We start from the raw sequence: 25,872 nt of genomic DNA, 5'->3' as shown, positions 1-25,872 counted from the left end.
CGGTTTCCTCCCATCCCCGTGGGCGTCACCACCGCTCCGGCTGCGTCTCGCGTCAGCCGGATTGAGGACGGGGTGATCGTTGCGCAAATCATACAGGCGATGCCGTGGCTTTGGCAAAAGCCACCCGCCGGCCTGTGGGGATATCATGCCCGGGATGTTGCCCGGGCATGAGGAAGCAGACGTGAGGAGCCTTACCAGCCTTCCAGCACGATCTTGCCGCGCGACTTGCCGCTTTCCAGCAGAGCGTGTGCGCGCTTGAGGTTGGCGGCGTTGATGGTGCCGAAGGTCTGGTCGAGCGTGGTGCGCAGCACGCCCTTGTCGATCAGGTCGGCGACATCGTTGAGCAGATGATGCTGCGCGATCATGTCAGGCGTCTGGAACGAGGAGCGCGTGAACATCGATTCCCAGTGCACCGACACCGCCTTGCCCTTGAACGCGGCGACGTTGAACTCCGGCGGATCGTCGATCAGGCCGAACTTGCCCTGCGGCGCGATGAAGTCGGCGATCGACTTGTAGTGCTGGTCGGTGAAGGTGAGGCTGGCGACGAGGCCGACCGGCGGCAGCTTCAGTTTTTCGATCTGCTCCTTCATCGGCTGCGAGTGGTCGATCACCGCATGGGCGCCGAGATCGCGGCACCACTTTTGCGACTCCGGCCGCGTTGCGGTCGCGACCACGGTGAGCCCGGTGAGGCGGCGCGCAAGCTGGATCAGGATCGAGCCGACACCGCCGGCGCCGCCGGTGATCAGCAGCGTGCGCGGGTCGAGGCTCTTGCCCGGCACCGCGCCGAGCCGGTCGAACAGCAGCTCCCACGCGGTGATCGAGGTCAGGGGCAGGGCGGCGGCCTGCGCGAAGGACAGCGACGCCGGCTTGTTGCCGACGATGCGTTCGTCGACCAGATGAAATTCCGAATTGGTACCCTGGCGCAGGATCGAGCCCGCGTAGAACACCTCGTCGCCGGGCTTGAAGAGCGAGACCTCGGGCCCGACCGCGTCGACCACGCCGGCCGCGTCGAAGCCGAGGATCTTGTAGCCGCCGTCGGTCGGCGCCGCGCGCTTGCGCACCTTGTAGTCGACCGGATTGGCCGAGATGGCCTTCACCGCGACGCGGATGTCGCGCCCCTTCGGCTCGGGCTTGGCGATCTCGAAATCGACGAGCGAATCCACCGCCTCGATCGGCAGCGATTTTTGGTATCCGACGGCCTTCATGCCTGGTCTCCGTGGTGGGCGATTGCTTGCCGTCTTACCTGTCGCGCTGGCGTCCATTTGGCAAGTACTGTAAAAACAGGGAACTAGTCCCTGTTTGTATACTATTGGGAAAATATTGCATGAAACGGAAGAATTTCGCGCGCCGGCCGGGCTGCGCGGTCGAGGCGGCGCTCGACCTGATCGACGGCAAATGGAAAGGCGTGATCCTGTATCATTTGCAGGCCGGCACCCAGCGCTTCGGCGAGCTGCGGAAGCGGATGCCCGGCATCACCCAGCGCATGCTGACCAAGCAGCTGCGCGCGCTCGAGGACGATGGCCTCGTGATCCGCAAGGTCTATGCCGAGGTGCCGCCGCGGGTCGAATACACGCTTTCCGAACTCGGCGAGAGCCTGCGCCCGGTGATCGATATTCTGAAAGCCTGGGGCGAGGGCCATCAGGAGCGGCTGTCCTGCGCGCCGGCGCCGGAGGTCATTGTGAAGAAGTCGAAGCGCGCGGCCTGATGGGCGTTCGCGCTTCACCTCTCCCGGAGGGAGAGGTCGGATCGCATCGCAAGATGCGATCCGGGTGAGGGATTACGCTCCACCGAGGAAGCGGCGCCCCTCACCCGAATTGCTTCGCAATTCGACCTCTCCCCGTTGGGGAGAGGTACGTCGCCTCAGAACGCAACCTGCGTGCGCAGCGCGACCGCGTCGAACTTCGAGCCGACGTCCGCGGTCGAGGTCGCCGAGGCCTGCTTGGCGATATCGCCGTGCAGATAGTTCAGCATGAAGCGGACGTTGTTGTTGACGTACCAGTTCAGCGCGGCGGTGTAGACGGTCTGCCGTCCACCCGCGATGCCGACCGCCTGCGCGATCTGATCGTTGAGGTCCATCGTGCTGACGCGGCCGGCGATTTCCCAGGCGCCCCAGCCGCCGCCGGCGAGCGAGAACGGATCATGCGGCTTGATCCCGCTATAGGAGGCCGTCGCCGGATTGTAGGCATGGTTCTCGCCGGTCAGCACGTAGCCGACCTGCGCGTAGCCGCCGTCGAACTTCAGGCTCGGCGCGCCGAACGGCGGCAATCCGGTGTTCGCGGAGCGATCGACATTGAACCAGTAATATTCGCCCTGCGCGATGAACGGACCATAGGTCGCGGCCGCCTCGACGCCGTACACCTGCGCGCCGGAGACATTGGCGATCGCACCGGTCGAGATCAGCGTCGTCGGATCGATGCGCAGCTCGGGCCGGTCGCTGAGCGTGAGCGTCTGCGCCTGCGTCAGCTGGTTGCGCGGCGGCTGCACCAGCCATTCCGCATCGGCGCCGATATGCACCGAATAGTTCTTGCCGCTGATCGGATTGCCGGCGACACGGATGACGCCGCCATACTGCTCGGACGTGCCGGCCGGCGAGGTCGAGGACGCGGAGTGGATGGCGCCCGACGTCGGTCCGGTGACATAGCCGCCGATCCAGAACTGGTCGTTCCACCAGCGGGTGCCGGCCGCCGAACGGAAGTCGCCGGCGGCGATATTCTGTGCGATGATGCCGACCGAGGCGCGCTCCATGAACAGGATGTCGTTGGAGCTGGTCGCTTCGTCGAGCGTCCACGGCACGTCCATGATGCCGCCTTCGATCGCCATCTTGCCGCCGAACGGCTTGAAGCCGGTGTAGCTCAGATACGCGTTCTCGATGCCGGAGGTGCCGCCGCCGGGCAGCGATCCCGGCGCCGCGCCGCCGAAACCGTCGGACGAGCCGCCGAAGTCGTAGATCAGCGAGTAATTCCAGTCGCCGAAGAATTTGCCGACGATGCCGATGCGCGCGCGGCGGACGTTCTCGCCGCTGTCGAGCTTCTGCGGCGAGGTGCCTGCGGTGTTCGGACGATAGTCGTAGCCGCCGACATCCCAGTGCACGCGGCTCGTGATCGCAACGCAGTTCTGTTCGTCCGCGGTGCAGATGGTCGGCCGGTTGTTCGGCATCGTCACCACGACGCCGGATGGCGCGACCGGGCCCTTCACCGGGATCGCGGCGTTGGCGCTCGCCACCCGCGCTGCCTTGGCGTCCGCCGCCTTCGCATTGGCGTTTGCGCTGGCCGCGGTTGCGGTATTGGCGTTGGTCTGCTTCTGCAGTCTGTCGAGCTTCTGCTCGAGCATCTTCAGCTGCTGCTTCAGCAGCGCGATCTCCGCATCGCTGCCGCCTCCGGCCGATTGTGAATAGGCCGGCGAGGCGGCGAGCGCCCCGGCCAGGCCGATGGCGATGGCACCAACTTTTGTCGCACCCATTGTGCACCCCTGTTGTGTTTGAAGTCCCCACTCACTGAACGGTCCTAGGAGCGTATCGTGACTGATGCACGACAGTGCTTCCGGGCATCGCAGTTCCGCTTGTGGTCCGCAGGCAACAAGCGGAGCGGCGCAGTGAGATGACAGCCATCATAGAAGCTTGGCGGCGCGCTTCAACGTGGCTGCCGCGGGTTGTGCACCGGTCCGGCGGGGGGCCAGTTATCCAGCCGGGCGCCCTTCAATTGCCCGGCGAACACGCCTATATTCCGGCGTTTCCACGAGAGGTGAGAATGCTCCGACCTGTCCGTTTTGCTGCCGTATCCGCTCTGTGCACCTTGGCCTTCATGGGGAATCTTTCCGCAGCCGCGGCCCAGGACCGCCGCGTGCCGTCCTCGCAGGCCGAGCTGCAATTGTCCTATGCGCCGATCGTGCAGCGGGTGCAGCCGGCGGTGGTCAATGTCTACGCCGCCAAGACCGTGCAGAACCGCAATCCCTTCCTGGACGATCCGATTTTTCGCCGGTTCTTCGGCGTGCCGGGACAGCAGCCCGAGCAGATGCAGCGCTCGCTCGGCTCCGGCGTGATGGTCGACGGCTCCGGGCTTGTGGTCACAAACAATCACGTGATCGAGGGCGCCGACCAGGTGAAGGTCTCGCTCGCCGACAAGCGCGAATACGAGGCGGAGATCGTGCTGAAGGACAGCCGTACCGACCTTGCGGTGCTGCGGCTGAAGAACACCAACAAGGAAAAATTCGCGACGCTCGACTTCGCCAATTCCGACCAATTGCTGGTCGGCGACGTCGTGCTGGCGATCGGCAATCCGTTCGGCGTCGGCCAGACCGTGACGCACGGCATCATCTCGGCCCTGGCGCGCACTCAAGTCGGGATCACGGATTATCAATTCTTCATTCAGACCGACGCGGCGATCAATCCCGGCAATTCGGGCGGCGCGCTGGTCGACATGAGCGGCCGGCTCGCCGGCATCAACACCGCGATCTTCTCGCGCTCCGGCGGCTCGCAGGGCATCGGCTTCGCGATCCCCGCCAACATGGTGCGCGTGGTGGTGGCCTCCGCCAAGAGCGGCGGCAAGAATGTGAAGCGGCCGTGGCTCGGCGCGCGGCTGCAGGCGGTGACGCCGGAGATCGCGGAGACGCTGGGGCTGAAGCTGCCGAGCGGCGCGCTGGTCGCCAATGTCGCGCCGAACAGTCCTGCGGCGAAGGCCGGGCTCAAGCTCTCCGACCTGATCGTCGGGATCGACGGCACGCCGATCGACGATCCCAACGCGTTCGACTACCGCTTCGCGACCCGTCCGCTCGGCGGCAACGCGGAGATCGAGGTGCAGCGCGCCGGCAAGCCGGTGAAGCTCACCGTGCCGCTGGAGACCGCGCCCGATACCAATCGCGACGAGATCGTGCTGACCGCGCGCTCGCCGTTCCAAGGCGCCAGGGTCGCCAATATCTCGCCGGCGCTGGCCGATGAGCTGCATCTCGACGCCGGCGCCGAGGGCGTCGTGGTGACCGAGCTCGCCGATGACGGCACCGCCGCCAATGTCGGCTTCCAGAAGGGCGACATCATCATCGCGGTCAACAACGAGAAGATCGCGCGGACCGGCGACCTCGAGAAGGCTTCGAAGACGGGGTCGCGGATCTGGCGCATCACGCTGGTGCGCGGCGGCCAGCAGATCAACGTGACGCTCGGCGGATGAGCCCCAAGGTGAACCGCAAGTGAGCCCGAAGCAACCGCGCGAGGCCGGCAACCTGTTCGCAGCGGCGGGGATGGAGCAGGACGCGCCGCACCCGCTGCCGGACCGGCTGCGTCCGCGCACGCTGGCCGATGTCGTCGGCCAGGATCACATCCTCGGCCCCGACGGCGCGCTGACGCGGATGCTGGAGACGCGCACGCTGGGCTCGCTGGTGTTCTGGGGACCGCCGGGCACCGGCAAGACCACCGTGGCGCGGCTTCTGGCCGACGCCACCGAGCTGCATTTCGAGCAGATCTCCGCGGTGTTCTCCGGCGTCGCCGATCTCAAGAAGGCGTTCGATGCCGCGCGTGCCCGCCGCGAGACCGGCAAGGGCACGCTGCTGTTCGTCGACGAGGTGCATCGTTTCAACCGCGCGCAGCAGGATTCCTTCCTGCCCGTGATGGAGGACGGCACGGTGGTGCTGGTCGGCGCCACCACGGAGAATCCATCGTTCGAGCTCAACGCGGCGCTTTTGTCGCGCGCCCGCGTGCTGGTGTTTCACTCGCTCGATACGGCGGCGATCGAGAAGCTGTTTGCCAATGCCGAGAAGATCGAGGGCAAGCAGCTGCCGCTCGATGCGGAAGCCCGCGCCGTGCTGGTGCGGATGGCCGATGGCGACGGCCGCGCCTCGCTGACATTGGCCGAAGAGGTCTGGCGCGCCGCCCGCAAGGGCGAGGTGTTCAACGCCGAGCAGTTGCAGGCCATCCTGCAGCGCCGCGCGCCGATCTACGACAAGTCGGCCGACGGCCATTACAATCTGATCTCGGCGCTGCACAAGTCGGTGCGCGGCTCCGATCCGGACGCGGCGTTGTACTATCTCGCGCGCATGTTCGATGCCGGCGAGGATCCGCTGTTCCTGGCGCGGCGTGTGGTGCGGATGGCGGTCGAGGATATCGGCCTTGCGGATCCGCAGGCGCTGGCGGTCTGCAACGCCGCCAAGGAGGCCTACGATTTCCTGGGCTCGCCCGAAGGCGAGCTCGCGATCGCGCAGGCCGTGGTCTATCTCGCCACCGCGCCGAAATCCAACGCGGTCTACACCGCGTTCGGCGCAGCGATGCAGACCGCGAAGCAGGGCGGCTCGCTGCTACCGCCGAAGCACATTTTGAATTCGCCGACCAAGCTGATGAAGTCGGAGGGCTACGGCTCCGGCTATCAATATGATCACGACATGCCGGACGCATTCTCCGGCCAGGACTATTTCCCGGAAGCGCTGGGCCGCCAGACCTTCTACGATCCGCCCGACCGCGGCTTCGAGCGCGAGATCCGCAAACGGCTGGATTACTGGGCGCGGCTGCGCAAGGAGCGGGGCGGGAGCTAGATTAGGCTGCGGCCGCGAATGACGCGCGTTCCGGTCCTGTCTGCGGGGGCGAGGTACACTTGCACAAGTTCGGAATACTAGAAATATATCCCTGAGTTGCCCGACGTGTCAAGTTGCTTGGTGCCACGCTGATCGCCGCCGGCTCCTTTGCATGGGGTTGTTTTCGACATTTTGGCAACGCCCGCCCGCCAATAACTTCATATTGCTCTAGCGATCACTTGACGCTTTTCACGAACTCCAAAATCTCGTCCGTCAGCCGCGTGTCCGGCGTGTTGATCGCATAGACCTCCGACATGTGGCTGTGCTGCGGCAGCATGAAGCTGCGGGCGCAGCCGCTCGGCCGCTTGCAGCTGGCCTGCTTCATGAGCTCGAACTGCTCGACGAAGCGCGGCGGATCGAGCTCGGCCGCGGTGATCAGGAACGGGATCGGGCTCGTGACCAGGCCTTGCAGCGAGGAGCGCTCGGCATAGCGCGAGGGGTCCGAGCCGTAATAGGCGAGCTCGGCGTCGCCGGCCGGCGAGGCCGTCAGATCATAGATGCCCGACACCATGATCGCGCCGGCGAGGCCGCCGCCCTTCACCTTGTGGAATTCGCCATGGGAGACATAGCTCGCGACATGGATCGCGCCGGCCGATTGGCCCATCAGGAAGATGCGCTTCGGCTCGCCGCCGCGGGAGGCGATGTTTTCCGAAACCCACTGCACGATCGCGCCCATGTCCTCCGCGCCTGCCGGCCACGGAAAGGCCGGCGCCAGGCGGTAGGTGGCATTGACGCCGACGAAGCCGTTCTTCACCGCCCACAGCATGATGTTGTCGTAGAACGGGCTGCCGGGGGCGCGCTTGTGGCCGGCAATGAGGCCGCCGCCATGGATGTAGATCAGCACGGCTCGCCCCGGCGCCGTCGTCTCCGGCGTGAACACGTCGAGCAGATGCCGGTCGGCGGGGCCGTATTTGACGTCGCGCCCGACCTTGACGCCCTGATAGGGCTCCTTCTGTTGCAGCGGCGCGTAGAGCGCAGCGGTCTTGGGCGGGTCGATGACGCGGCCGAGTTCCAGGAGCTTCCAGGCCAGATCTTCCGGCATCGCGGCTTCGGGCATCGGGCTTTGCTGGGCGAGCGCCGGGGCCGCGAGCATCAGGGCCGCCGCCAAAGCCGATATCGCCAGTCTCATTCCAGGCCCCCCCCGTCGATTGCCGTATTCGACATGGCCGATGCCGCACCGGATTCACACCGATTTCGCCGTGACGATTCGCGGCATTTGCGCTAGGCACAATGCAGGTCTGGAGCCGAAAAATCACCATGAGCCGCCGCATCAAGAGAACCACATCGCCGGGCGACCGCGCCAAAGGGCGCGACAAGGGCCGCGACCGGGACCGCGCCGGCGATCGTGGCAAGAGCGGATCGGCGCAGCGCAGCCGCAAGCCGGACGAGCGCAAATCCGGTGACCGCAAGTCCGGTGAGCGCAAGTCCGGCGACCGTCCGTTCGCGCACCGCGCGGCCGGAAAGCCGCCGCGCTTTGCCGAGCCGCGCCGCGACCGGCAGGAGCGGGCCGAGCCCGCCATGTCGAAAACTGCCGCGGCCGAGCAGCCATTGCCAACCAAGGTGCAGACCGTTGTCGTCACCGCCGACGAGAACGGCATGCGCGTCGACCGTTTCCTCGAAGCGCGGTTTCCGGGCCTCTCGTTCTCCCATATCCAGCGCATCGTCCGGAAGGGCGAGCTCAGGGTCAACGGCAAGCGTGCCGATTCCAAGGACCGGCTCGAGGAGGGCCAGAGCGTGCGGATTCCGCCGCTGCGGCTCGACACGCCGAAGACGGCCGGCGCGCTCTCCGAGGCCGAGGCGAAGACGCTGCAGGCGCTGAAGGACATGACGCTCTACGAAGACGACGACGTGCTGGTGCTGAACAAGCCGGCCGGTCTCGCCGTGCAGGGCGGCTCCGGCATGACGCGCCATGTCGACCAGATGCTCGAGGTGATGCGCGATGCCAAGGGGCAGAAGCCGCGGCTGGTGCATCGGCTCGACCGCGAGACCTCGGGCTGCCTCCTGGTCGCCAAGACGCGTTTCGCCGCCACGCATCTCACCGGCGCATTCCGCCATCGCTCCGCGCGCAAGATCTACTGGGCGCTGGTCGCCGGCGTGCCGAAGCCGAAACAGGGCCGCATCTCGACCTATCTCGCCAAGGAGGAGAGCGAGGAGGACAGCATCATGCGGATCGCCGAGCATGGAGACGAGGGCGCGAGCCACGCGGTGACCTATTATGCCGTGGTCGAGACCTCGGCGACCAAGCTCGCCTGGGTGTCGCTCAAACCGGTGACCGGCCGCACCCATCAATTGCGCGCCCATATGGCGCATATCGATCACGCGATCGTGGGTGACCCGAAATACTTCAACAAGGAGAACTGGCAGCTGCCCGGCGGCCTGCAAAACCGGCTGCATCTGCTCGCCCGCCGTATCGTGATTCCGCACCCGAGGGGCGGCGTGATCGATGCCACCGCGCCGCTGCCGCCGCACATGCTGCAATCCTGGAATCTGCTCGGGCTCGAGGCCGACCGCTTCGACCCGATCGAGAACGCGCCCGAGGAGTGACGGTCGGGCGCCGCTATCCGGCGCGGACAGCAAGAACGATCAAACGGCTCTGCGCTTTGCGGCTATCCTCGCGCGCCGGCCTATGCCGGCCTGCAACGGAGACTCTCCATGATCGGCACCTGGCTGCGCGTCACGCTTTTCCTGATTGGGTCGGCTGTCGCCGCGGTGACGGCGCAGGCCGAGACCATCGTGCTCCGCGGCGGCACGCTCTACGCATCGGCCGATGCGGAAGCGCTGCCGGATGCGGTGATCGTGATGACCGACGGCATCATCAGCGCGGTCGGCAAGTCCGGCGACATCCAGGCGCCGCCGGATGCCCGCGTGATCGATTGCAGCGGCAAGACCATCGTCGCCGGCTTCTGGAACAGCCATGTCCATTTCACGCAGAATGTCTGGCGCAACTCCGGCGCAGCGCCGGCCGCGGCGCTGACGCAGCACATGCAGGAGATGCTGACGCGCTGGGGCTTTACGACGGTCTGGGATCTCGGCTCCGATCCGAGCGACACCTTGCCGCTGCGCAAGCGCATCGCCGCGGGCGAAGTCGCCGGCCCCAACATCCTGTTTGCCGGCAACATCTTCCCGAAGGGCGGGCACCCCGTCTACATCCCGCGCGAAGTGCAGCTTCCGGAAGTCGCAACGCCCGAGGAGGCCACGAAATGGGCGCGCGACTGGCTGGCTATGGGTGAGGACGGCATCAAGCTGTTCACCGGCGCCTTCATGGGCGACAAGCCCGTCGTCAACATGGACCCGGCGATTGCGAAGGCAGCCGTCGATGTGGCGCATGCGCAGGGCCGGCCGGTGTTCGCGCATCCGCAGAACAAGGTCGGCGTCGAAACGGTGATCCAGGCCGGCGTCGACGTGCTCGCGCACACCACACCCGGCGAACCCAGCTACACCGGGGATCAGCTGGCGCGGTTCAAGGCGCAGGGGACTGCGCTCGTTCCCACACTGTCGCTGTTCACCACCGTGGTGCTCGATCCGAACGTCACCAACCGTCTGGTGGCTTCGACCGTCAACCAGCTCAAGCAGTTTTCGGAGAATGGCGGCACGGTGCTGTTCGGCACCGATGTCGGCTTCACCACGCTGTACGACACCACGCAGGAATTTCAGCTGATGCACCGCGTGTTGTCGGAGCGGCAGGTGCTGGCCTCGATGACGACCAATCCGGCAGGGTTCTTCAAGGCCGCGAGGAAGGGACGGGTGGAGCAGGGCTTCGACGCCGATCTCGTGGTGCTCGACGGCGATCCGCTCGGCGACGTCGGCAATTTCGCGAAAGTGAGCGCCACCATCCGTGCCGGTCACGTGATCTACCAGAAGCCGTGACGAGGGCGGGGAACTCGCATCTCGGGGGCAGCGTCGACGCATGGTGCGTTCACTTGAAGCGTTGCTGCCGCGTCACGACATATAGCTGATGAAACGATCCTTGATTATCGGCGGCGTTTTGCTCTGCGCCATGAGTGCGGCGAGCGCGCAATTCCCTCCGCCCGGCCGCTCGATGTGGGACCCGCCGGTGCCCCAGCCTCCGCCGCCGCCGCGGATCGAGGTGCCGGCCATCCCGAGGATGGATGCACCGACGCAGCCGAGCCTGCGTTCGCGGCCGCGCAGTTCGTTCGGTGACCGCGTCAGCCGCTGCCTCGACGAGGCTGCCGCCGCCGGCCTGAACCAGGCCGAGCGCGCCGCCTATTCGCGATCCTGCGCCAACCACCGGGATTAGGGCAGGGTAATCGCACTTGGAAAGAACTGATTTTTCTGCACCGTCATGGCCGGGCTTGTCCCGGCCATCCACGTCTTTCTTTGCATGAAACGCAGACGTGGATGCCCGGGACAAGCCCGGGTATGACGAGTCGAGCGTGCGAATCTGTTTGGCTATCCAAACGGACCACTTTGATTGCGTCTCATGATCTTGAGCGTGAGCAGGGCCGCCCCGAGCACAAGAAGCAGGACACCGACGACAATTGTGCTTGTCGATTCGAATGTCACACCGACTGCTGTCAGCAAGCAGCCAACAACGATAGCGATGAGCCCACCCAGCTTCTTTACCAGCAGAAGCTGTCCGTCGCTTGTGCGCGCCACCATGATTAACCTCACTCTGCAAGTGATGCGGTCATTCCACCATCGCCGCTGGCCGGTGCTGCTTGGACCAAGCAGCGGGCTCACACCCGCATACGACAATCGTACTCTCGCAGGCCTACGATGGAAATCGCTCGTTGCTGATGACTTCATTTTTGATTCAATTGCGTCGCGCGGGCGATTGGACAATCTTGCTTACCTAGCCGCGCCGAAACGTCGCATGGCTATATCGAGTGTCGCATCGCGCAACGGCGCTGCAATTCCGCGACATGCAATGCGTTTAGCGCATTTGTCGTAAAGTGTTCTGGACCAACGCAAGCATTGCAAAGGCTGTGGGAGCGGATCGTTGACTCCGCGGTTTTTTGGGAGCCTACTTCTGGTTGCCGACTAGAAGACCTGATGCAATAAGGTCGAAATCCGGAAGGAGTGCCAATGTGGCCGCCTTCGATCGCGGAACAAGCGGAGCGGCCCTACATCTCGACTGGGCACTTGCCCAAGCCCGAGATGGTGCAGGAGCTCGTGTCTCAAGCGCATCTGCGCTTCAAGCCGAACAGCGAAGGGACCAATTCGCAGGTTTATCCGGCCCTGGCCAGGGTGCCGAGTGAACTGTTCGGCGTCTGCGTGGCCGGTACCAGCGGGCGCGTCTACGGCGCCGGCGATATCGAATACGAATTCTCGATCATGAGTGTATCGAAGCCATTCGTATTCGCATTGGTGTGCGAGGCCATCGGCCCTGAAGAGGCTCGCGCAAGACTGGGCGCGAACGCGACCGGGCTGCCGTTCAATTCGCTGGCGGCGATCGAGCATGGCGCCGGGCGCACCAACCCGATGGTGAACGCAGGCGCGATCGCGACCACAAGCCTCGTGCCGGGTTCGAGCGCGGAAGAGCAATGGCGGTTCATCCATGACGGCCTCTCGCGCTTCGCGGGCCGCAAGCTTTCGCTCAACGAGGAAGTCTACGCATCGGCATCCAAGACCAATTTTCGCAACCGAAGCATTGCGCGGCTGCTGGAGAGCTACGACCGGATCTACTGCGACGCCAGGCAGGCGACCGATCTCTACACCCGGCAGTGTTCGCTGAACGTGAGCGCCAGGGACCTGGCCGTGATGGGGGCGACGCTGGCCGATGGTGGCGTGAATCCGGTGACCCGGCAGCGGGTGGTCGATGCGGCCGTGTGCCACTATGCATTGGCCGTCATGGTCACGGCCGGACTGTATGAGACGTCGGGCGACTGGCTGTACGACATCGGTCTGCCCGGCAAAAGCGGCATCGGTGGCGGTATCGTCGCGGTGTCTCCGGGAAAGGGTGGATTCGGCACTTTCGGGCCGCCACTGGATGCGGCCGGCAACAGCGTGCGAGGGCAGCTCGCCGCGAAGTTCCTGTCGCAGAGACTGGGCATGGATCTGTTCGTGTCCCAACCGGACGAGTGAAACCAGATGCTGTGAGGATCGGTGGAGCTGTCGCTCGATCGATCGCAACACCAGGCAGGTTGGAGGACGCGATGGCAACGCAAGCGATCTCGATCGGCGACATTCAACAGGAAGAGCGCGCATCATGGGTGCCCATGATTGCGATTGCGGTCGGCCAGATGATCATGTCGTTCAACGTCGCGTCGTTGCCGGTTGCGATGGGGGGAATGGTGGCCAGCTTCGGCGTGCCGCCGACCACGGTCGCGACCGGAATCGTGGCTTACTCGATGCTCGTGGCCGGGTTCGTGATGCTTGGCGCCAAGCTCGCCCAAAGGTTCGGGGCGGTGCAGGTATTTCGCGGTGCCGTCGTGCTTTTTCTGATAGCGCAGATCGCGATGACGTTCAGCCCCACGGCCTCCGTCATGATTTCCGCTCAGGCGCTTTGCGGCGCTGCGGGCGCGGTGATCGTGCCCTCGCTCGTCGCGCTGATTGCCGAGAACTATGCTGGACGCCAGCAGGCGAGCGCCCTTGGTGCGCTGGGTTCGGCAAGGGCCGCCGCCGGCGTGCTGGCATTTGTCGTCGGTGGGTTGCTCGGCACCTATATCGGCTGGCGCCCGGCGTTTGCAATTCTCATCGTCGCCTCGGCGATCGCTTTCGCTCTGAGTTTTCGCTTGCGGCCCGACCACGGTCGCGCGGATGTCCAGATCGATCTGATCGGCGTCGCTCTAGCTGCGAGCGCAATCATTTTCATCAGCTTCGGATTCAATAATCTGAACGGTTGGGGGGTGATCCTGGCGACCCCCAACGCGCCGTTTGACTTGCTGGGCGTCTCGCCGGCGCCGATCCTGATCGTGCTCGGCACCGTGCTCGGGCAGGCATTCCTGATGTGGACGCATCGGCAACAGTCCGCGGAGAAGACGCCCCTGCTGGCGTTGGAGGTGATCGACTCGCCGGAGGAGAGGTGTGCGGTCTACGCATTATTCGCGGTCGTGGCGCTCGAGGCCGCGCTGAACTTCACGGTGCCGCTCTACATTCAGATCGTGCAGGGACGCTCGCCAATCGCGACGGCGATCGCGATGATGCCGTTCAATCTGACCGTCTTTCTCTCGGCGATGCTGATCGTCAATCTCTACGACAAACTGACGCCCCGCCAGATCGGACGCTTTGGCTTCGGCCTCTGCACCGTTGCGTTGCTGTGGCTCGCCTTCGTCGTGCGCAACGACTGGAGCGAGATTCCCGTTCTCCTTGGCCTCGTGCTGTTCGGCATTGGCCAGGGCTCGCTGGTGACACTGCTGTTCAACGTTCTGGTCACGGCTTCGCCCAAGGCGTTGGCCGGGGATGTCGGGTCTTTGCGCGGAACCACGCAGAATCTGGCGGCTGCCGTCGGCACCGCGGTGGCCGGAGCTCTGCTGGTCGGTCTTTTGAGCACGATCGCGCTCGGCAGGATCGCGGCCAGTCCGGTGCTGACCAACGAGCTTCAGAGCCAGGTTGACCTCAGCAACATCACCTTCGTCAGCAATGACCGGCTGCGCAGTGTGCTCGAAGGCACGAGCGGTACGCCGCAGCAGGTCGAGGAAGCCGTCCGGGTCAACACCGAAGCGCGCCTGCGCGCTTTGAAGATCGGATTGTTGATCATGGCCGGCCTCGCACTGCTTGCTGTCATTCCGGCGGGACGGTTGCCGAATTACCGGCCGGGCGAAATACCGGACGACGGAGCGACCGGCGAACGCGAGCGATCGGCCTGATCGGGATGCTGGCCGCCGCTGAGCAGCAAGGTCTCTGCACAACAAACGAGGTGCCGGATATGGATGAACTCGACCGTCGGATCGTGCTCCGGAAAATGCTCGGCGGCGTCGCTGCTGTTGGTCTCGGAACAGGCTTGCTGACGCAAGCGGCCAAAGCGCTGCCGCTGGCCCCTGAAGATGCCCTCGTGGCGAAGACGGATGATCCGGAGCGGCCGCTTCATATGGTCGTCGCCCGGCCACCACCGCGCCCGCGTCCTCCGCCACCACGCCGCCGCTGGCATCGCCGGCGCCGCTGGACCTGTTGGTGGCACAGAGGTCGCCGCCGCTGCGGATGGCGGTGGTGACGTCAGGCACAAGCTTCGGCAGCTCGAGTGGCGCGGCCTGGAACGCGCGACCGTGCCATGGCTGCCTGGGATCAGGGAGGACGACATGGCTACCTATGAGAACAGTTCCACGATGCTCCGCGGGCTGCCTGGCCCGCCTTTATGGGTCTGCGTTCTGCTCGGCCTCGTCATGATCGCCGCGGGCCTTCTGGTTCTGGGAGACGTCGTGCTTTTCACCGTGATCAGCGCCATCTTTATCGGCTGGACCGCCATCGTTGCCGGCGGGTTCGAAATCCTGCACGCCTTCTGGACCAAGGGCTGGGGTGGATTCGTGTGGCAGCTTCTGCTCGGAGTGCTCTACCTCGCCTGCGGAATCGTCCTGCTCAGCCAGCCGGTGGCGAGTGCGCTGCTCCTGACCTATGCCCTCGGTCTCATGCTTTTGGTCTCCGGGATTGTGCGCATGCTGGTCGGCATCGGCCATTGGCAGCAGTCCGGCTGGATCATGCTGGCGTCCGGTCTGTTTGGCGTCCTGGCCGGCCTCGTCATTCTGACGGGATTTCCGGCCACCGGGCTGTGGGTGCTCGGGCTGCTGCTGGGGATCGATCTGTTGTCCCATGGCATCGGATGGCTGAGCTACGCTTTGCAGCCTGCCGCCAGAGCGGCTCAATAGGCCGTCGATCCTCCAGGGAGCAGCAGAACTCTCACCAATAGCTGAAATCAGGTCGGTCCCTCGCGCACAGCGAGATCAATGAAGGTCTCGCGCGATGCGCCATCGGCGGAGAGTGGACATGTCGGGTTTGAGGAAGAGCGTCAGGGTTTCGGCGCTGGTTGCGTCGATTGCGATGAGCCTCGTCGCCTCGCGGCCGGCGCAGGCTCAGCAGGATGGTGGCGTGCTGTTCCAGAATGTACGCATTTTCGATGGCAAGAATGGCGCGCTGTCCGGGCCGTCCAATGTGCTGATCCGGAACAACAAGATCGAGAAGATTTCGACTGCGGCGATCACGGCCGACGCGCAGGTGATCGCCGGCGATGGACGGGTGCTGATGCCCGGGCTGATCGACGCGCATTGGCATGCGTTGCTGGTACGCCCGACGCCGGCGGCCGTGATGGCCAGCGACGTCGGCTACACCAATCTTCTTGCGGCCGCCGAGGCAACGGCGACGCTCATGCGAGGCTTCACCACCATTCGCGACATGGGCGGGCCGGCCTTTTCCCTCAAGCGGGCGATCGACGAGGGTCTCGTCGTCGGTCCTCGCATCTACCCATCCGGTGCCATGATCACCATCACCGGCGGCCATGGCGACTTCCGGCAGCTGTCCGATCTGCCCAGAACGATCGGCGGCATGCTCAGCCGCATGGAGAGGATTGGTGGCGCCATGGTCGCGGACAGCCCGGATGAAGTCCGCGTCCGCGCGCGCGAGCAACTCATGCAGGGGGCGACGCAGGTCAAGCTCACGGCGGGCGGTGGGGTGGCGTCGCCGTTCAGTCCGCTCGACGTGTCCACGTTTACTGAACCGGAGTTGCGTGCCGCGGTGGATGCTGCCGAGAACTGGGGTACCTATGTCGCCGTACACGCCTATACCTCGGTCGCGATCCAGCGATCGATCGCAGCGGGGGTCAAGTGCATCGAGCACGGTCATTTGATGGACGACGCGTCGGCCCGCCTGATGGCCGAGAAGGGAATTTGGCTGAGCACACAGCCCTTCCTCGATCTGTCGGGCGCAAGTGCCCTTGGGCCTGCGGAGCAGGACAAGATGCGGCAGGTCGTTGCCGGCACCGACAGGGTCTACGGCTTTGCCAAGAAGTACAAGTTGAAGACGGCCTTCGGTACCGACGTCTTGTTCTCGCAAGCGCTCGCTGACCGGCAAGGCGCCATGCTGACTGCCCTCACGCGATGGTACACGCCGGCTGAAGCGCTCATCATGGCGACATCGACGAATGCCGAATTGCTTGCTCTGTCCGGGCTTCGAAATCCATATTCGGGCAAGCTGGGCGTGGTGGAGGAAGGTGCGCTCGCCGACCTTCTGCTGGTCGAAGGCAATCCGATCGACAACATCAAGCTGATCGAAGATCCGGCAAAGAACTTCCTGGTCATCATGAAGGATGGAAAGGTCTACAAGAATCTTCTTGGTGGTGACCGGAACAAGTAGGCGGACATGATCACAAGGTGGGCAAGCGGCAGCGTCAAAGCATCGGCTTGTAGCCGATATGGCTGCCGACGTTGGCCGGTGGAGCAGCGATCGCCGGAAGGGCAAAGGCAGTCTGCTACCGCCGAAACTGCGTCAGAAACGTCCGCAAGGAATCGTGCTGGCTCTCGACATCCGAAATCACCCAGCCGTCGGGACCGTTGACGACGATGAAGTTGAGCGTGACGGCGCGGCCTTCATTGTCGAACGTCACCGTTACGTCGGTCTTGTCGAACTGCCGGCGCGGGATTGCGATCGAGATTGGGCCGAGCCGCCAGGTCGGGCTTTGCACCAGAAAATCGTAGGGCGCATCGTCCAGCGCGGTCCAGGCACCGCGCAGGGTGGGATCGAAGAATCGGCGAGCGGTTTCCTCGTCACGCGGCAGGCCGTTGGAATATTCGGCGCTGCCTCGCCCATAATGGGCGTAGACGTTGCGGATCAGCGATTCCGGTGTGCGGAACCCGGCGTCGGCGGTGGCGGCGCCCAGGGCGGCCGCAACGAGCGAGAAACCCGCGAGGATATTGACGCGTCCCATCAGCTTTATTTGCCGTTGCCCCTGACATATCTTGCAGGGAAATCCTTCCGAACGAAAGCCGGCCGGCGCGATGCGCGAACTTTTCGACGATGTCCCAGAACAATCTCCGTTCGATCCGCAGGAGGCGGTGCGGCGCCACATCCGCACGCCCCAGCGCAAGCGGTTCTACACCAGCGCCGGCGTCGCGGAGGCCGACGGCGGATTTTCGATCACGCTCGACGGCAAGGCGATCCGCTCGCCGTCCGGCAAGCCGATCGCGGTGCCGACGCGGGCCATTGCGGACACGGTGGCGGCGGAATGGAATGCGCAGGGCGAGACCATCGATCCCATGACCATGCCGCTGACGCGGCTTGCCAACAGCGTGATCGAGGGGGTGATCGATCGCGTCGACGAGGTGGCCGACGATGCGGCCAAGTTCCTCGGCAGCGACCTCTTGTTCTATCGCGCCGGGCATCCCGAAACGCTGGTGGCGCGCGAGGCCCGGCATTGGGATCCGATCCTGTTCTGGGCCGCTGACGCGCTCGGCGCCCATTTCGTGATGGCCGAGGGCGTCATGCATATCGGGCAGCCCGAGCCTGCGATCAAGGCGGCGCGGGCGGCGTTCCCGACCGACCCATGGTCGGTCGCCGCGCTCCATGTGGTGACGACGCTGACCGGCTCGGCACTGCTCGCGCTGGCGCTGGCGCACGGTGTCCGCGACGAGGACCAGGTCTGGGCCGCCGCCCATGTCGACGAGGACTGGAACATCGAGAAATGGGGTGTCGACGAGGAGGTCGCCGCTCGCCGCGCCGCCCGCCAGCTCGATTTCAAGGCGGCTGCCGGCGTGCTGAGGGAGCTCAAGCCCTCTGCCGGTTAACGAGGGGTTTACGGCGCCGGGCTAGCCTGCGGCACGTTCCTCGCGCCTGGCCGAGACCTCCGACATGGCACTCGCCATCAATCCCGTGCTGCCGGTGCTCGCCTCGAAGCAGGCGGACAGCGTTGCGCCTGATCTCACGCTCGAGGCCGGCAGCGTCGTCAACGCGCTGGTGCTGAAAGTGCTGTCCGCCGATCTGGTGCGGATCGCGATCGCGAGCCTGTCGATCGACGTCCAGACCGAGGTGCCGCTGCAGCAGGGTCAGAACCTGCAGCTTGCGGTGTCGCAGACCAATGACGGAATCCGCCTGCAGCTGGTCGGGCAGGGCCCGGACACCGGCGACGCCGCACGGCTGTCGCCGGCAGCGTCCGACGCCACCGATGCCGCCCAGCCCGTCGCCACGGCACCGAAGGCTGTGCTGACGCCGCTCGAGCGCGTCACCATCACGGCTGCGGCACAGAATGCGGCGGCGGTGCAGGGCAGCCAGGCGCCGCTGTTTGCCAATCTCGCCGCGGTTGCTTCGGCCAATCTGCCGCCGAAGCTGCAGGCTGCGATCGCACAAGTGCTGGCGCAGCAGACCGGGCTCGACGAGAATTTGAGCGGCGATGCGGTCAAGGCCGGCTTGCAGAAATCCGGCCTGCTGTTCGAGGCGACGCTGGCTGCGGGCGTCCCGCCGGCGGCCGGCAGCGCGCCGGATCTGAAGGCTGCGCTGATCGTGCTGCGCCAGGCGCTGAGCTCGCTCGGCGCCGGTGATGCGGCCAAGCCCGCGGCCACACCGCTGCAGCAGCCCGCGCTGCCCAATATAGGCACGGCGCCGAGCATCTTGCCGCCGGCCACGCCCGACCTCGACGTTCAGGAGATCCTGCTGCCGCAGGCGCGCGTGCCGGTCGCCGAGGATATCGCCCGCGGCGGCGCCACGGGGCTCGCCGGCGCGCTCGCGGATGCGCTCGACACCGGCCCGTCATCGGGCGGCGCGCTTAATCTCATTCAGGAAGCGCTGCACGAGCTCGGCAACCCGGCACGGCAGGGCGTCGCGCCGAGGGAGATGCTGCCCGGTGATGTGCCCGCACGCGGCAACGGGCCGCCACCGCCGTTTCATGGCGCGCTGCCGTCGGCCCAGGCCGTTGCGGAGCCGTCGATTGCCCCTGGCACGCCGCTCACAACCGTCGCGCATCGCCTGTTGGAAAACACCGACGCCGCACTGGCGCGGCAGACGCTGCTGCAGGTCGCCTCGCTGCCGGATCGCGCCGACATCGCGCGTCCGCAGCTCGACGCCATGGTGCCGCGCTGGAATTTCGAGATCCCGTTCCTGACCCAGCAGGGCACGGCGATGGCGCAGTTCGAGATTTCCCGCGACGGCGGCGGCAATGAGGTCGAGGCGGCCAAGCGGGTGTGGCGCGCGCGCTTCACGCTCGATGTCGAGCCGGCCGGCCCGGTGCACGCGCTGGTCTCGCTGAACGGCGAGCGCACCTCGGTGCGGATGTGGGCCGAGCGTCCGTCGACCGCCGCGCAGCTGCGCGCCGGCGCGTCCGAACTGAGCCAGGCGCTGACCAGAGCCGAGCTCACGCCAGGCGACATCGAGATCCGCGACGGCAGCCCGCCGCAACCCGCGCCGGCGCGCGCCGGCCATTTCCTGGACCGCGCATCATGAGCGAGGCCAACAACCAGCTCGCGGTCGCACTGCATTACGACCACGCCGGCGCGCCGCGCGTGGTGGCAAAAGGCAAGGGCGCGATCGGCGCCAGGATCATCGAGGTCGCCAAGGCCAACGACATCCCGATCGAGGAGAACGAGGTGCTGGCCGGCGCGCTCTCCAATGTCGAGCTCGGCGACGAGATTCCGGCCGAGCTCTACAAGGCCGTCGCCGAGGTGCTGGTGTTCGTGCTGCGGATGTCGGGCCGGGCGCGGTAACGGGCGCGTTTCAAGCGAAGTGCGCACCGGCTCGCGTGAAGAAAACGCGACAAACAAGCGAGTCTTGTTGCCATCCTTTCACCACGATGGCATCCACCATCGTCGTCAACCCGAACCTGCCCAGGACTTGTCGTGATCCATCGCCGCCATGCGCTCGGTCTGCTTGCTGCTACGATCCTGCCGTCACGCAGCTTCGCCAACGTGTCCTACCAGCGCAGCGAGTTTCGCGAGCAGCTGCAAAAACGGTTCTTCGATCTCGGAACTGAAGGCACATTCGTCGGCTACAAGATCGAGGACTACCTGATCATCGCCAGCGACAAGGTCCGCTCGGGCGAGGGCAAATTGCCGGCCTCGACCTTCAAGATCCCGAACGCGCTGATCGCGCTCGAGAGCGGCGTGGTGCAGGATCCCGACAAGGATGTGTTCAAGTGGGACGGCACAACCCGGAGCATCGAGGCCTGGAACAGGGATCACACGCTGCGTTCCGCGCTGGCAGTATCGGCCTTTCCGGTGTTCCAGGAGATCGCCCGCCGCATCGGCGAGGAGCGGATGAAGAAGTATGTCGACATCATCGACTACGGCAACCGCGACATCGGCGGCGGCATCGACCAGTTCTGGGTGTCGGGTAATTTGCGCATCGATCCGGTGCAGCAGATCGATTTCCTCGACCGGCTGCGCCGTGGCGTGCTGCCGGTCGGCAAGCGCAGCCAGCAGCTGGTGTGCGACATTCTCCCCGTCACGAAAGTCGGCGACGCCGTCATTCGCGCCAAGACCGGCCTCACCGACAAGGAGCACGGCTCGCTCGGCTGGCTGGTCGGCTGGGCCGAGAAGGGCACCGACGTCACGGTGTTCGCGATGAACATGGACTGCAAGACCCAGGCGCAGATCGACGCGCGGATGAGCGTCACGCAGCAATGCCTCATCGATATCGTCGCGCTGTGATGACCTGACCTGCGTGTTCATCGCTGGCTGGCGCTTCGTAGCTCGACTAGCATCCTCCGATAAAATCAAGCGGAGGAATCATGCATTCGGCAACAGTCTGGCTCTCGTCACTCACGCTGGCCGCGGCCGGCGGCTGGCTCGCGGCGACGGTGTTTTCGGCGCCGGCCACCAGCAAGGAGCCGCGCTTCCCGCAGCTCACGATGGAGCAGCTCAGCGACCTGCAAAAACCGCTCGGCGAGCAGATCATGAAGGTGTCGAGCGTCGGCATCGGCGGGCCCTACAATCCGATGATCCGGAGCCCGGTGCTCGGCCAGCGGCTCTATGATCTGTTCTATTATCTGCGCTGGCAGACCTCGGTGCCGACACGGCTGAATGAGTTCGCGATCCTGATCATCGGCCGGCAGTGGCGCTCGCAGGTCGAGTGGTTCGCGCACGCGCCGCTCGCCGCCAAGGCCGGCCTGCCGCCCGATGTGATCGCCGAGCTGAAGGCCGGCAACCGGCCGTCGAAGATGGCCGACGACGAGGCCGTCGTGTACGACTTCGTCACCGAGCTGACCACGACCAAGAAAGTCTCCGACGAGACCTTTGCGCGCGCCAAGAAGATCTTCAACGATCAGCAGATCGTCGACCTCACCGCGGTCGCCGGCAATTACGTGATGGTGGCGATGATCCTGGCGATGGCGGAGGAAACGGTGCCGCCGGGCAAGGAGGAGCCGTTCAAGGTCGGCGAGAAATAGGGCGCGGTGGCGATCGGGTGTGAATTACCGCCCGATCGCCCGTTGCAAGGTCGGCATCAGCTTCGGGTCGCGGCATTGCGCGACGTTGAAGCGCATGAAGGCGGCCGCCGTCTGCGAGGCGCTGAACACATTGCCCGGTGCCAGCACGATGTTGTCGGCAAGCGCGGCGCGCGCCACGTCGGCGGAGTCGCACCCGTCGGGCAGGTGGCACCACAGATAGAAGCCGCCGCGCGGCATCAGCCAGGGGGTGACGCCGATGCGCTGCAATTTGTCGCCGACGTCGCGGCGGGCGCGGGCAAGGCGCCGGCGCAACTCCTCGACATGCTTGCGATAGAAGCCGCTCGACAGCACGCTGGCGATGATCTCGGTCGCGACCGCGCTCGGGCCGCCGAAACCGGTCGCGACCTGGAGATCGACGAGATCCTCGATCCAGTCCGCGCGCGCGGCGATGAAGCCGCAGCGCACCGATGCCGACAGCGTCTTGGAGAAGCTGCCGATCCGGATCACGCGGCTCAGGCCATCGAGCGCGGCGAGCCGCGCCGAAGGCTCAGGCTCGAAGTCCGCAAAGATGTCGTCCTCGACGATGGTGAGGTCATAGGCTGTCGCGGCATTCAGCACGCGGTGCGCGGTCTGCGGCGACAGCGTCGCACCGGTCGGATTATGCAGCGCCGAGTTGGTGACATAGAGCCGCGGCCGCTCGGCGGCGAGCGTCGCCTCGAAGCTCGCGACATCGGGGCCCGACGCGGTGTAGGGCACGCCGACGATGCGAACCTGATGCGCGCGCAGCAGCGCGCGGAAATTGAAGTAGCAGGGATCGTCGACCAGCACGGTGTCGCCCGGCCGCAGCAGGAAGCGGCAGACGAGGTCGATCGCCTGCGTGCCGGACGCGGTCAGCAAAAGCTGCTCGGGCGGCACCTCGAGGCCCTCATCGGCAAACCGCGCCATCAGGATCCGCCGCAGCGCGAGCGAGCCGCGCGTCGCGCCATAGTCGGAGAGCACGGCGTCGTCGGCCCGCGCCAGGCCGCGCAATGCGCGCCGCAGCGCTTCGGTCGGCATCCACTCGGCCGGCAGCCAGCCGCAACCGGGCTTGAGCGCGCCGGTCTCGGCATCGAGCGATTGCCGCGACACCCAGAACGGATCCACCGCGCGGTCGCGCTGCGGCTGGTCCTTGGCGAGCGCGAGCGGCGGCAGCGCCGCGGACGAGACATAGAAGCCGGAGCCGGGCCGGGCCCGGATCAGGCCCTCGGCGACGAGGCGGTCATAGGCCTCGACGACGGTGGAGGGCGACACGCCCATGGTCGCGGCCAGGCCGCGGATCGAGGGCAGGCGGTCGTCGGCGACCAGCGCGCGGCTCGCCACCTTGGCGCGGATCGCGTTCATCACGTCGGTCGTCCGCGTCGCCTTTGGTGCATCGGATTGCTGTTGCAAGTGTATGCCTACCTTTGCCCATACAGTTTTGCGGTATTGTACTGATCTGTAGCTGCCTTGGCGAGCCTTCGCCGGCTATGTTCGCGGCGAAGGCCGCGTGAGATTCGGTTGAATCGGTCCGGCCGCAATCTCGCTGCACCTCTCCCGCTTGCGGGGGAGGTCGCATCGCATCGAAGATGCGATGCGGGTGGGGGCTCTTGTCACATAGAGATAGCCTCTTCGTGGAGAAACCCCCACCCCAACCCTCCCCCGCAAGCGGGAGAGGGAGCAGTTCGCGGCTCGACCTCATCTCGCGACGCGCCCCGAAGGTGAGGTACAATGGACAAGGCTTCGATCGACGGCTGGGGCAGCGGCTTGCTCGGCGTGATTATCTTCAGCGGCTCGCTGCCGGCCACCCGCGTGGCCGTCGCCGGGTTCTCGCCGCTGTTTTTGACTTCGGCGCGGGCGGCGATCGCGGCGCTGCTCGGCGCCGCGCTGCTGGCGGTGCTGCGGCAGCCTTGGCCGAAGCGCAAGGACCTGGTGTCGCTGACCATCGTAGCACTCGGCGTCGTGATCGGCTTTCCGCTGCTCACCGCGCTCGCGCTCCAGCACATCACCTCGGCGCATTCGATCGTGTTCATCGGGCTGCTGCCGCTGTCGACCGCCGTGTTCGGCGTGCTGCGCGGTGGCGAGCGACCGCAGCCGCTATTCTGGCTGTTCTCCTGCGTCGGCAGCGCGACGGTCGGCGCGTTCGCCTTGTCGAGCGACGGATCGGCGTCGCTGACCGGCGACCTCCTGATGGTCGCCGCCATCATCGTCTGCGGCCTCGGCTATGCCGAGGGGGCTGCGCTGTCGCGGCGGCTCGGCGGCTGGCAGGTGATCTCCTGGGCGCTGGTGCTGTCGGCGCCGGTGGTGTTCGTGATGACGATCATGACGCTGCCGCCGAGCTGGCAGGGCATCGGCGCGCCGGCCTGGCTCGGGCTCGCCTATGTCTCGATCTTCAGCATGCTGGTCGGCTTCGTGTTCTGGTATCGCGGGCTTGCGATCGGCGGCATCGCCAGCGTCGGCCAATTGCAGCTGCTGCAGCCGTTCTTCGGCCTCGCGCTGGCCGGCCTGCTGCTGCATGAGCAGGTGGCCTGGTCGATGATCGCGGCGACCATGCTGGTCGTCGCCTGCGTGGTGTTCGCGCGCCGCTTCGCGTGACTCGGTCGAACTGTAAAGCGGATGCTAACCATGCCAAGTGGTAATTCATCCCGCCCGCCGCGGGGTCCCGCACTGTTACGGATCGGGTTTCAGCGATCCTTAAGTGGAGTTGCCCACCTTGCGCGCTGACGCGACAGGAGAGGGGCAGATGACCTTCAGGTTCATTGCGCCTGATGCGATCAGGTCGGCAAGCCAGCGCGCACTGCTGGAAGAGTGGGATCAATTGGCCGCCGGCCGGCCATTTCCCGCTTTTGCCGAGCTGAGGCCGGATCCGGCGATGCACGATCCCCGGCAACTCGTGGCATGGGCTGTCGAAGGCGAGGGCCGCCTGCGCAAGTTCCGCGCGATGTATCAGGGCGAGAACGTCGCCGAGGCGTTCAATTCCGCCTGGGCCGGGAAGACCATGGAGCAGGTCGTCCCGATGTCGCTCCGGCGCATCACGCTCAGGCCGGCGAAGGAATGCGCCGCGAGCGGCTGCGCGGTCTACATGGTGTTCTCGACTGTCGATGCCAGTGACCGGCAGGTTGATTGCGAGCGGCTGCTGCTGCCGTTCGGCAATGGCCTCAAGGTCGAGCATCTGCTGGCGTCGCTGCAATTGACTGTGGTCGGAAGCAGGCCCCGCATTCTCAAGCATTTCGACATGCACAGCGAGGTCCGGCTGGAGGGCAGGATCCGTTCCGGCTTCTCGACCGGCGCGACCAGCGAGGCCGCCGGCGACCAGCGCAGGGCCGTCAGGCGCAACGTCGCGCGGGCGGCGCGGCTCAGCTTCGCCCGGCGCAGCATGACCTGCATCGTCCGCAACCTCTCCGCGACCGGCGCCGCGGTCGAGGCGACCGATCCTGCCGCGATCCCCGACAGTTTCCGCCTCGTGCTGGAGATGGAAGCGACCGAGCGGCGCTGCCGCGTCGTCTGGCGCAGGAAGGGCCGGATCGGCGTCCAGTTCAGCTGAGCTTCCCGATCCGCCCGAGATGGGTGAAGCCAAAACCAACAGAATATTTCAGCCCGTAGCCGAGCGCGCGGTCGATCCCGATATGGGCGAGCCAGATCATCGCGATCGAGAGCACCAGCGGTCCTTCGCCGGCAAAGCCCAGCGTCATCAGCGCCACCGGTGCCAGATAGGTGTGCGCGGCGTTGTAGGCGATGGCGCCGACCCGCGGGCTGATCAAGTAAGCGGCGAAGCTGATGTCCGGCACCAGGAACAGCAGGACGTAGACCAGCCAGGAACCCTCCCACTTGTAGTAGAGCACGGTCATGCCGAGGAACAGCACCAGGCCCTCCAGCCGGAGCAGGGTGCGCACCCCACCGGTCGCGGCACCGGTCTCGGCCGTGGTCGTATCGGTCATCACTGTCTCCCCAGATGTCGGAAAATCCTACCGTTTTTGCGCCCGAACCCGCTCACAAGCGGCTTTCCGGTTCCGAAACGGCCGTGCTAAAGCCATTTCCGAACGAAGCGG

The 25,872-nt window shown here is 65.8% G+C and carries 24 protein-coding genes and 1 pseudogene; 17 read left to right on the top strand and 8 right to left on the bottom strand.

Annotated features, from left to right (window positions below; genetic code table 11):
* Positions 1–191: 191 nt before the first annotated feature.
* A complete protein-coding gene (locus XI02_RS26580) occupies positions 192–1,205 on the bottom strand; it encodes a zinc-binding alcohol dehydrogenase family protein (RefSeq protein WP_018272125.1) in 1,014 nt (337 codons plus the stop codon).
* 119 nt (positions 1,206–1,324) lie between these two features.
* Here XI02_RS26580 and XI02_RS26575 point away from each other — a divergent pair, with 119 nt between their 5' ends.
* The gene (locus XI02_RS26575) at positions 1,325–1,705 is read left to right on the top strand and encodes a helix-turn-helix domain-containing protein (protein ID WP_016843775.1); all 381 of its coding nucleotides are present in this window, start codon (positions 1,325–1,327) and stop codon (positions 1,703–1,705) included.
* Between the two features lie 155 nt (positions 1,706–1,860).
* On the opposite strand, the gene XI02_RS26570 is transcribed toward XI02_RS26575, so the two are convergent.
* The gene (locus tag XI02_RS26570; RefSeq protein WP_016843776.1) at positions 1,861–3,459 is read right to left on the bottom strand and encodes an OprO/OprP family phosphate-selective porin; all 1,599 of its coding nucleotides are present in this window, start codon (positions 3,457–3,459) and stop codon (positions 1,861–1,863) included.
* A 341-nt stretch (positions 3,460–3,800) separates the two neighbouring features.
* Between XI02_RS26570 and XI02_RS26565 the strand changes: the two genes are divergently transcribed.
* Both XI02_RS26565 and XI02_RS26560 read left to right on the top strand, forming a co-directional pair.
* On the top strand, positions 3,801–5,159 hold the full coding sequence (locus tag XI02_RS26565; RefSeq protein WP_018272124.1) for a DegQ family serine endoprotease: 1,359 nt from the start codon (positions 3,801–3,803) through the stop codon (positions 5,157–5,159).
* Between the two features lie 19 nt (positions 5,160–5,178).
* A complete protein-coding gene (locus tag XI02_RS26560) occupies positions 5,179–6,513 on the top strand; it encodes a replication-associated recombination protein A (RefSeq protein WP_016843778.1) in 1,335 nt (444 codons plus the stop codon).
* Positions 6,514–6,727: 214 nt separating this feature from the next.
* Here XI02_RS26560 and XI02_RS26555 read toward each other — a convergent pair whose 3' ends face one another.
* Entirely contained in the window at positions 6,728–7,681 is a 954-nt protein-coding gene (locus tag XI02_RS26555) for an alpha/beta hydrolase (RefSeq protein WP_041482665.1), read from the bottom strand.
* Between the two features lie 128 nt (positions 7,682–7,809).
* Between XI02_RS26555 and XI02_RS26550 the strand changes: the two genes are divergently transcribed.
* The 3 genes from XI02_RS26550 to XI02_RS26540 all read left to right on the top strand — a co-directional run bounded on the left by XI02_RS26550 (position 7,810) and on the right by XI02_RS26540 (position 10,810).
* Entirely contained in the window at positions 7,810–9,096 is a 1,287-nt protein-coding gene (locus XI02_RS26550) for an RluA family pseudouridine synthase (RefSeq protein WP_026192892.1), read from the top strand.
* Positions 9,097–9,204: 108 nt separating this feature from the next.
* Positions 9,205–10,419: an amidohydrolase family protein gene (locus XI02_RS26545; RefSeq protein ID WP_018272121.1), complete on the top strand. Its 1,215-nt coding sequence runs from the start codon at positions 9,205–9,207 to the stop codon at positions 10,417–10,419.
* Positions 10,420–10,507: 88 nt separating this feature from the next.
* Positions 10,508–10,810, top strand: a complete 303-nt coding sequence (locus tag XI02_RS26540) for a hypothetical protein (protein WP_026192891.1) — start codon at positions 10,508–10,510, stop codon at positions 10,808–10,810.
* A gap of 152 nt (positions 10,811–10,962) precedes the next feature.
* Here XI02_RS26540 and XI02_RS26535 read toward each other — a convergent pair whose 3' ends face one another.
* On the bottom strand, positions 10,963–11,172 hold the full coding sequence (locus XI02_RS26535) for a hypothetical protein (protein ID WP_018272118.1): 210 nt from the start codon (positions 11,170–11,172) through the stop codon (positions 10,963–10,965).
* A 426-nt stretch (positions 11,173–11,598) separates the two neighbouring features.
* On the opposite strand from XI02_RS26535, the gene glsA reads away from it, so the two are divergent.
* From glsA to XI02_RS46430, 3 genes and pseudogenes are all read left to right on the top strand, one after another.
* The gene (gene glsA, locus XI02_RS26530) at positions 11,599–12,597 is read left to right on the top strand and encodes a glutaminase A (protein WP_018272117.1); all 999 of its coding nucleotides are present in this window, start codon (positions 11,599–11,601) and stop codon (positions 12,595–12,597) included.
* A gap of 71 nt (positions 12,598–12,668) precedes the next feature.
* A complete protein-coding gene (locus XI02_RS26525) occupies positions 12,669–14,321 on the top strand; it encodes an MFS transporter (protein WP_026192889.1) in 1,653 nt (550 codons plus the stop codon).
* 177 nt (positions 14,322–14,498) lie between these two features.
* Positions 14,499–15,137, top strand: a pseudogene (locus tag XI02_RS46430) (HdeD family acid-resistance protein); the annotation flags it as partial.
* 49 nt (positions 15,138–15,186) lie between these two features.
* On the opposite strand, the gene XI02_RS46425 reads toward XI02_RS46430, so the two are convergent.
* On the bottom strand, positions 15,187–15,270 hold the full coding sequence (locus tag XI02_RS46425; protein WP_369527355.1) for a hypothetical protein: 84 nt from the start codon (positions 15,268–15,270) through the stop codon (positions 15,187–15,189).
* 216 nt (positions 15,271–15,486) lie between these two features.
* Here XI02_RS46425 and XI02_RS26515 point away from each other — a divergent pair, with 216 nt between their 5' ends.
* Positions 15,487–16,794 carry an amidohydrolase family protein gene (locus XI02_RS26515; protein ID WP_018272114.1) on the top strand — a complete coding sequence of 436 codons (1,308 nt, stop codon included), beginning with the start codon at positions 15,487–15,489 and terminating at the stop codon, positions 16,792–16,794.
* Between the two features lie 115 nt (positions 16,795–16,909).
* Here the strand turns inward: XI02_RS26515 and XI02_RS26510 are convergent, their stop codons facing one another.
* Positions 16,910–17,365, bottom strand: coding sequence for a hypothetical protein (locus tag XI02_RS26510; RefSeq protein WP_018272113.1), 456 nt, complete (start codon positions 17,363–17,365; stop codon positions 16,910–16,912).
* 70 nt (positions 17,366–17,435) lie between these two features.
* Between XI02_RS26510 and XI02_RS26505 the strand changes: the two genes are divergently transcribed.
* From XI02_RS26505 to XI02_RS26485, 5 genes are all read left to right on the top strand, one after another.
* Positions 17,436–18,221 carry an ATP12 family chaperone protein gene (locus tag XI02_RS26505; protein ID WP_018272112.1) on the top strand — a complete coding sequence of 262 codons (786 nt, stop codon included), beginning with the start codon at positions 17,436–17,438 and terminating at the stop codon, positions 18,219–18,221.
* 64 nt (positions 18,222–18,285) lie between these two features.
* The gene (locus XI02_RS26500) at positions 18,286–19,869 is read left to right on the top strand and encodes a flagellar hook-length control protein FliK (RefSeq protein ID WP_018272111.1); all 1,584 of its coding nucleotides are present in this window, start codon (positions 18,286–18,288) and stop codon (positions 19,867–19,869) included.
* Positions 19,866–20,129, top strand: coding sequence for an EscU/YscU/HrcU family type III secretion system export apparatus switch protein (locus XI02_RS26495; RefSeq protein WP_016840005.1), 264 nt, complete (start codon positions 19,866–19,868; stop codon positions 20,127–20,129). The genes XI02_RS26500 and XI02_RS26495 overlap by 4 nt, the downstream gene beginning before the upstream one ends.
* Positions 20,130–20,261: 132 nt before the next feature.
* Positions 20,262–21,071 (top strand): class D beta-lactamase, encoded by an 810-nt coding sequence (gene blaOXA / locus XI02_RS26490; RefSeq protein ID WP_018272110.1) that lies wholly within the window; start codon positions 20,262–20,264, stop codon positions 21,069–21,071.
* Between the two features lie 80 nt (positions 21,072–21,151).
* The gene (locus XI02_RS26485) at positions 21,152–21,808 is read left to right on the top strand and encodes a carboxymuconolactone decarboxylase family protein (protein WP_016840007.1); all 657 of its coding nucleotides are present in this window, start codon (positions 21,152–21,154) and stop codon (positions 21,806–21,808) included.
* A gap of 24 nt (positions 21,809–21,832) precedes the next feature.
* On the opposite strand, the gene XI02_RS26480 is transcribed toward XI02_RS26485, so the two are convergent.
* Positions 21,833–23,188, bottom strand: a complete 1,356-nt coding sequence (locus XI02_RS26480; RefSeq protein ID WP_018272109.1) for a PLP-dependent aminotransferase family protein — start codon at positions 23,186–23,188, stop codon at positions 21,833–21,835.
* Positions 23,189–23,554: 366 nt separating this feature from the next.
* Here XI02_RS26480 and XI02_RS26475 point away from each other — a divergent pair, with 366 nt between their 5' ends.
* Both XI02_RS26475 and XI02_RS26470 read left to right on the top strand, forming a co-directional pair.
* Positions 23,555–24,418, top strand: coding sequence for a DMT family transporter (locus XI02_RS26475; protein WP_018272108.1), 864 nt, complete (start codon positions 23,555–23,557; stop codon positions 24,416–24,418).
* A gap of 148 nt (positions 24,419–24,566) precedes the next feature.
* Positions 24,567–25,367, top strand: a complete 801-nt coding sequence (locus XI02_RS26470) for a PilZ domain-containing protein (protein ID WP_018272107.1) — start codon at positions 24,567–24,569, stop codon at positions 25,365–25,367.
* Here XI02_RS26470 and XI02_RS26465 read toward each other — a convergent pair.
* A complete protein-coding gene (locus tag XI02_RS26465; protein WP_016840011.1) occupies positions 25,360–25,761 on the bottom strand; it encodes a DUF4260 domain-containing protein in 402 nt (133 codons plus the stop codon). The two genes, XI02_RS26470 and XI02_RS26465, sit on opposite strands and share 8 nt — an antisense overlap.
* Between the last annotated feature and the right edge of the window lie 111 nt (positions 25,762–25,872).

The organism is Bradyrhizobium sp. CCBAU 21365 (assembly GCF_015291305.1).
GTDB classification, from domain to species: Bacteria; Pseudomonadota; Alphaproteobacteria; order Rhizobiales; family Xanthobacteraceae; genus Bradyrhizobium; species Bradyrhizobium elkanii.
The sequence above is the reverse complement of the archived record's forward strand: the minus strand, read 5'-3'. Positions and strand labels throughout refer to the sequence as shown.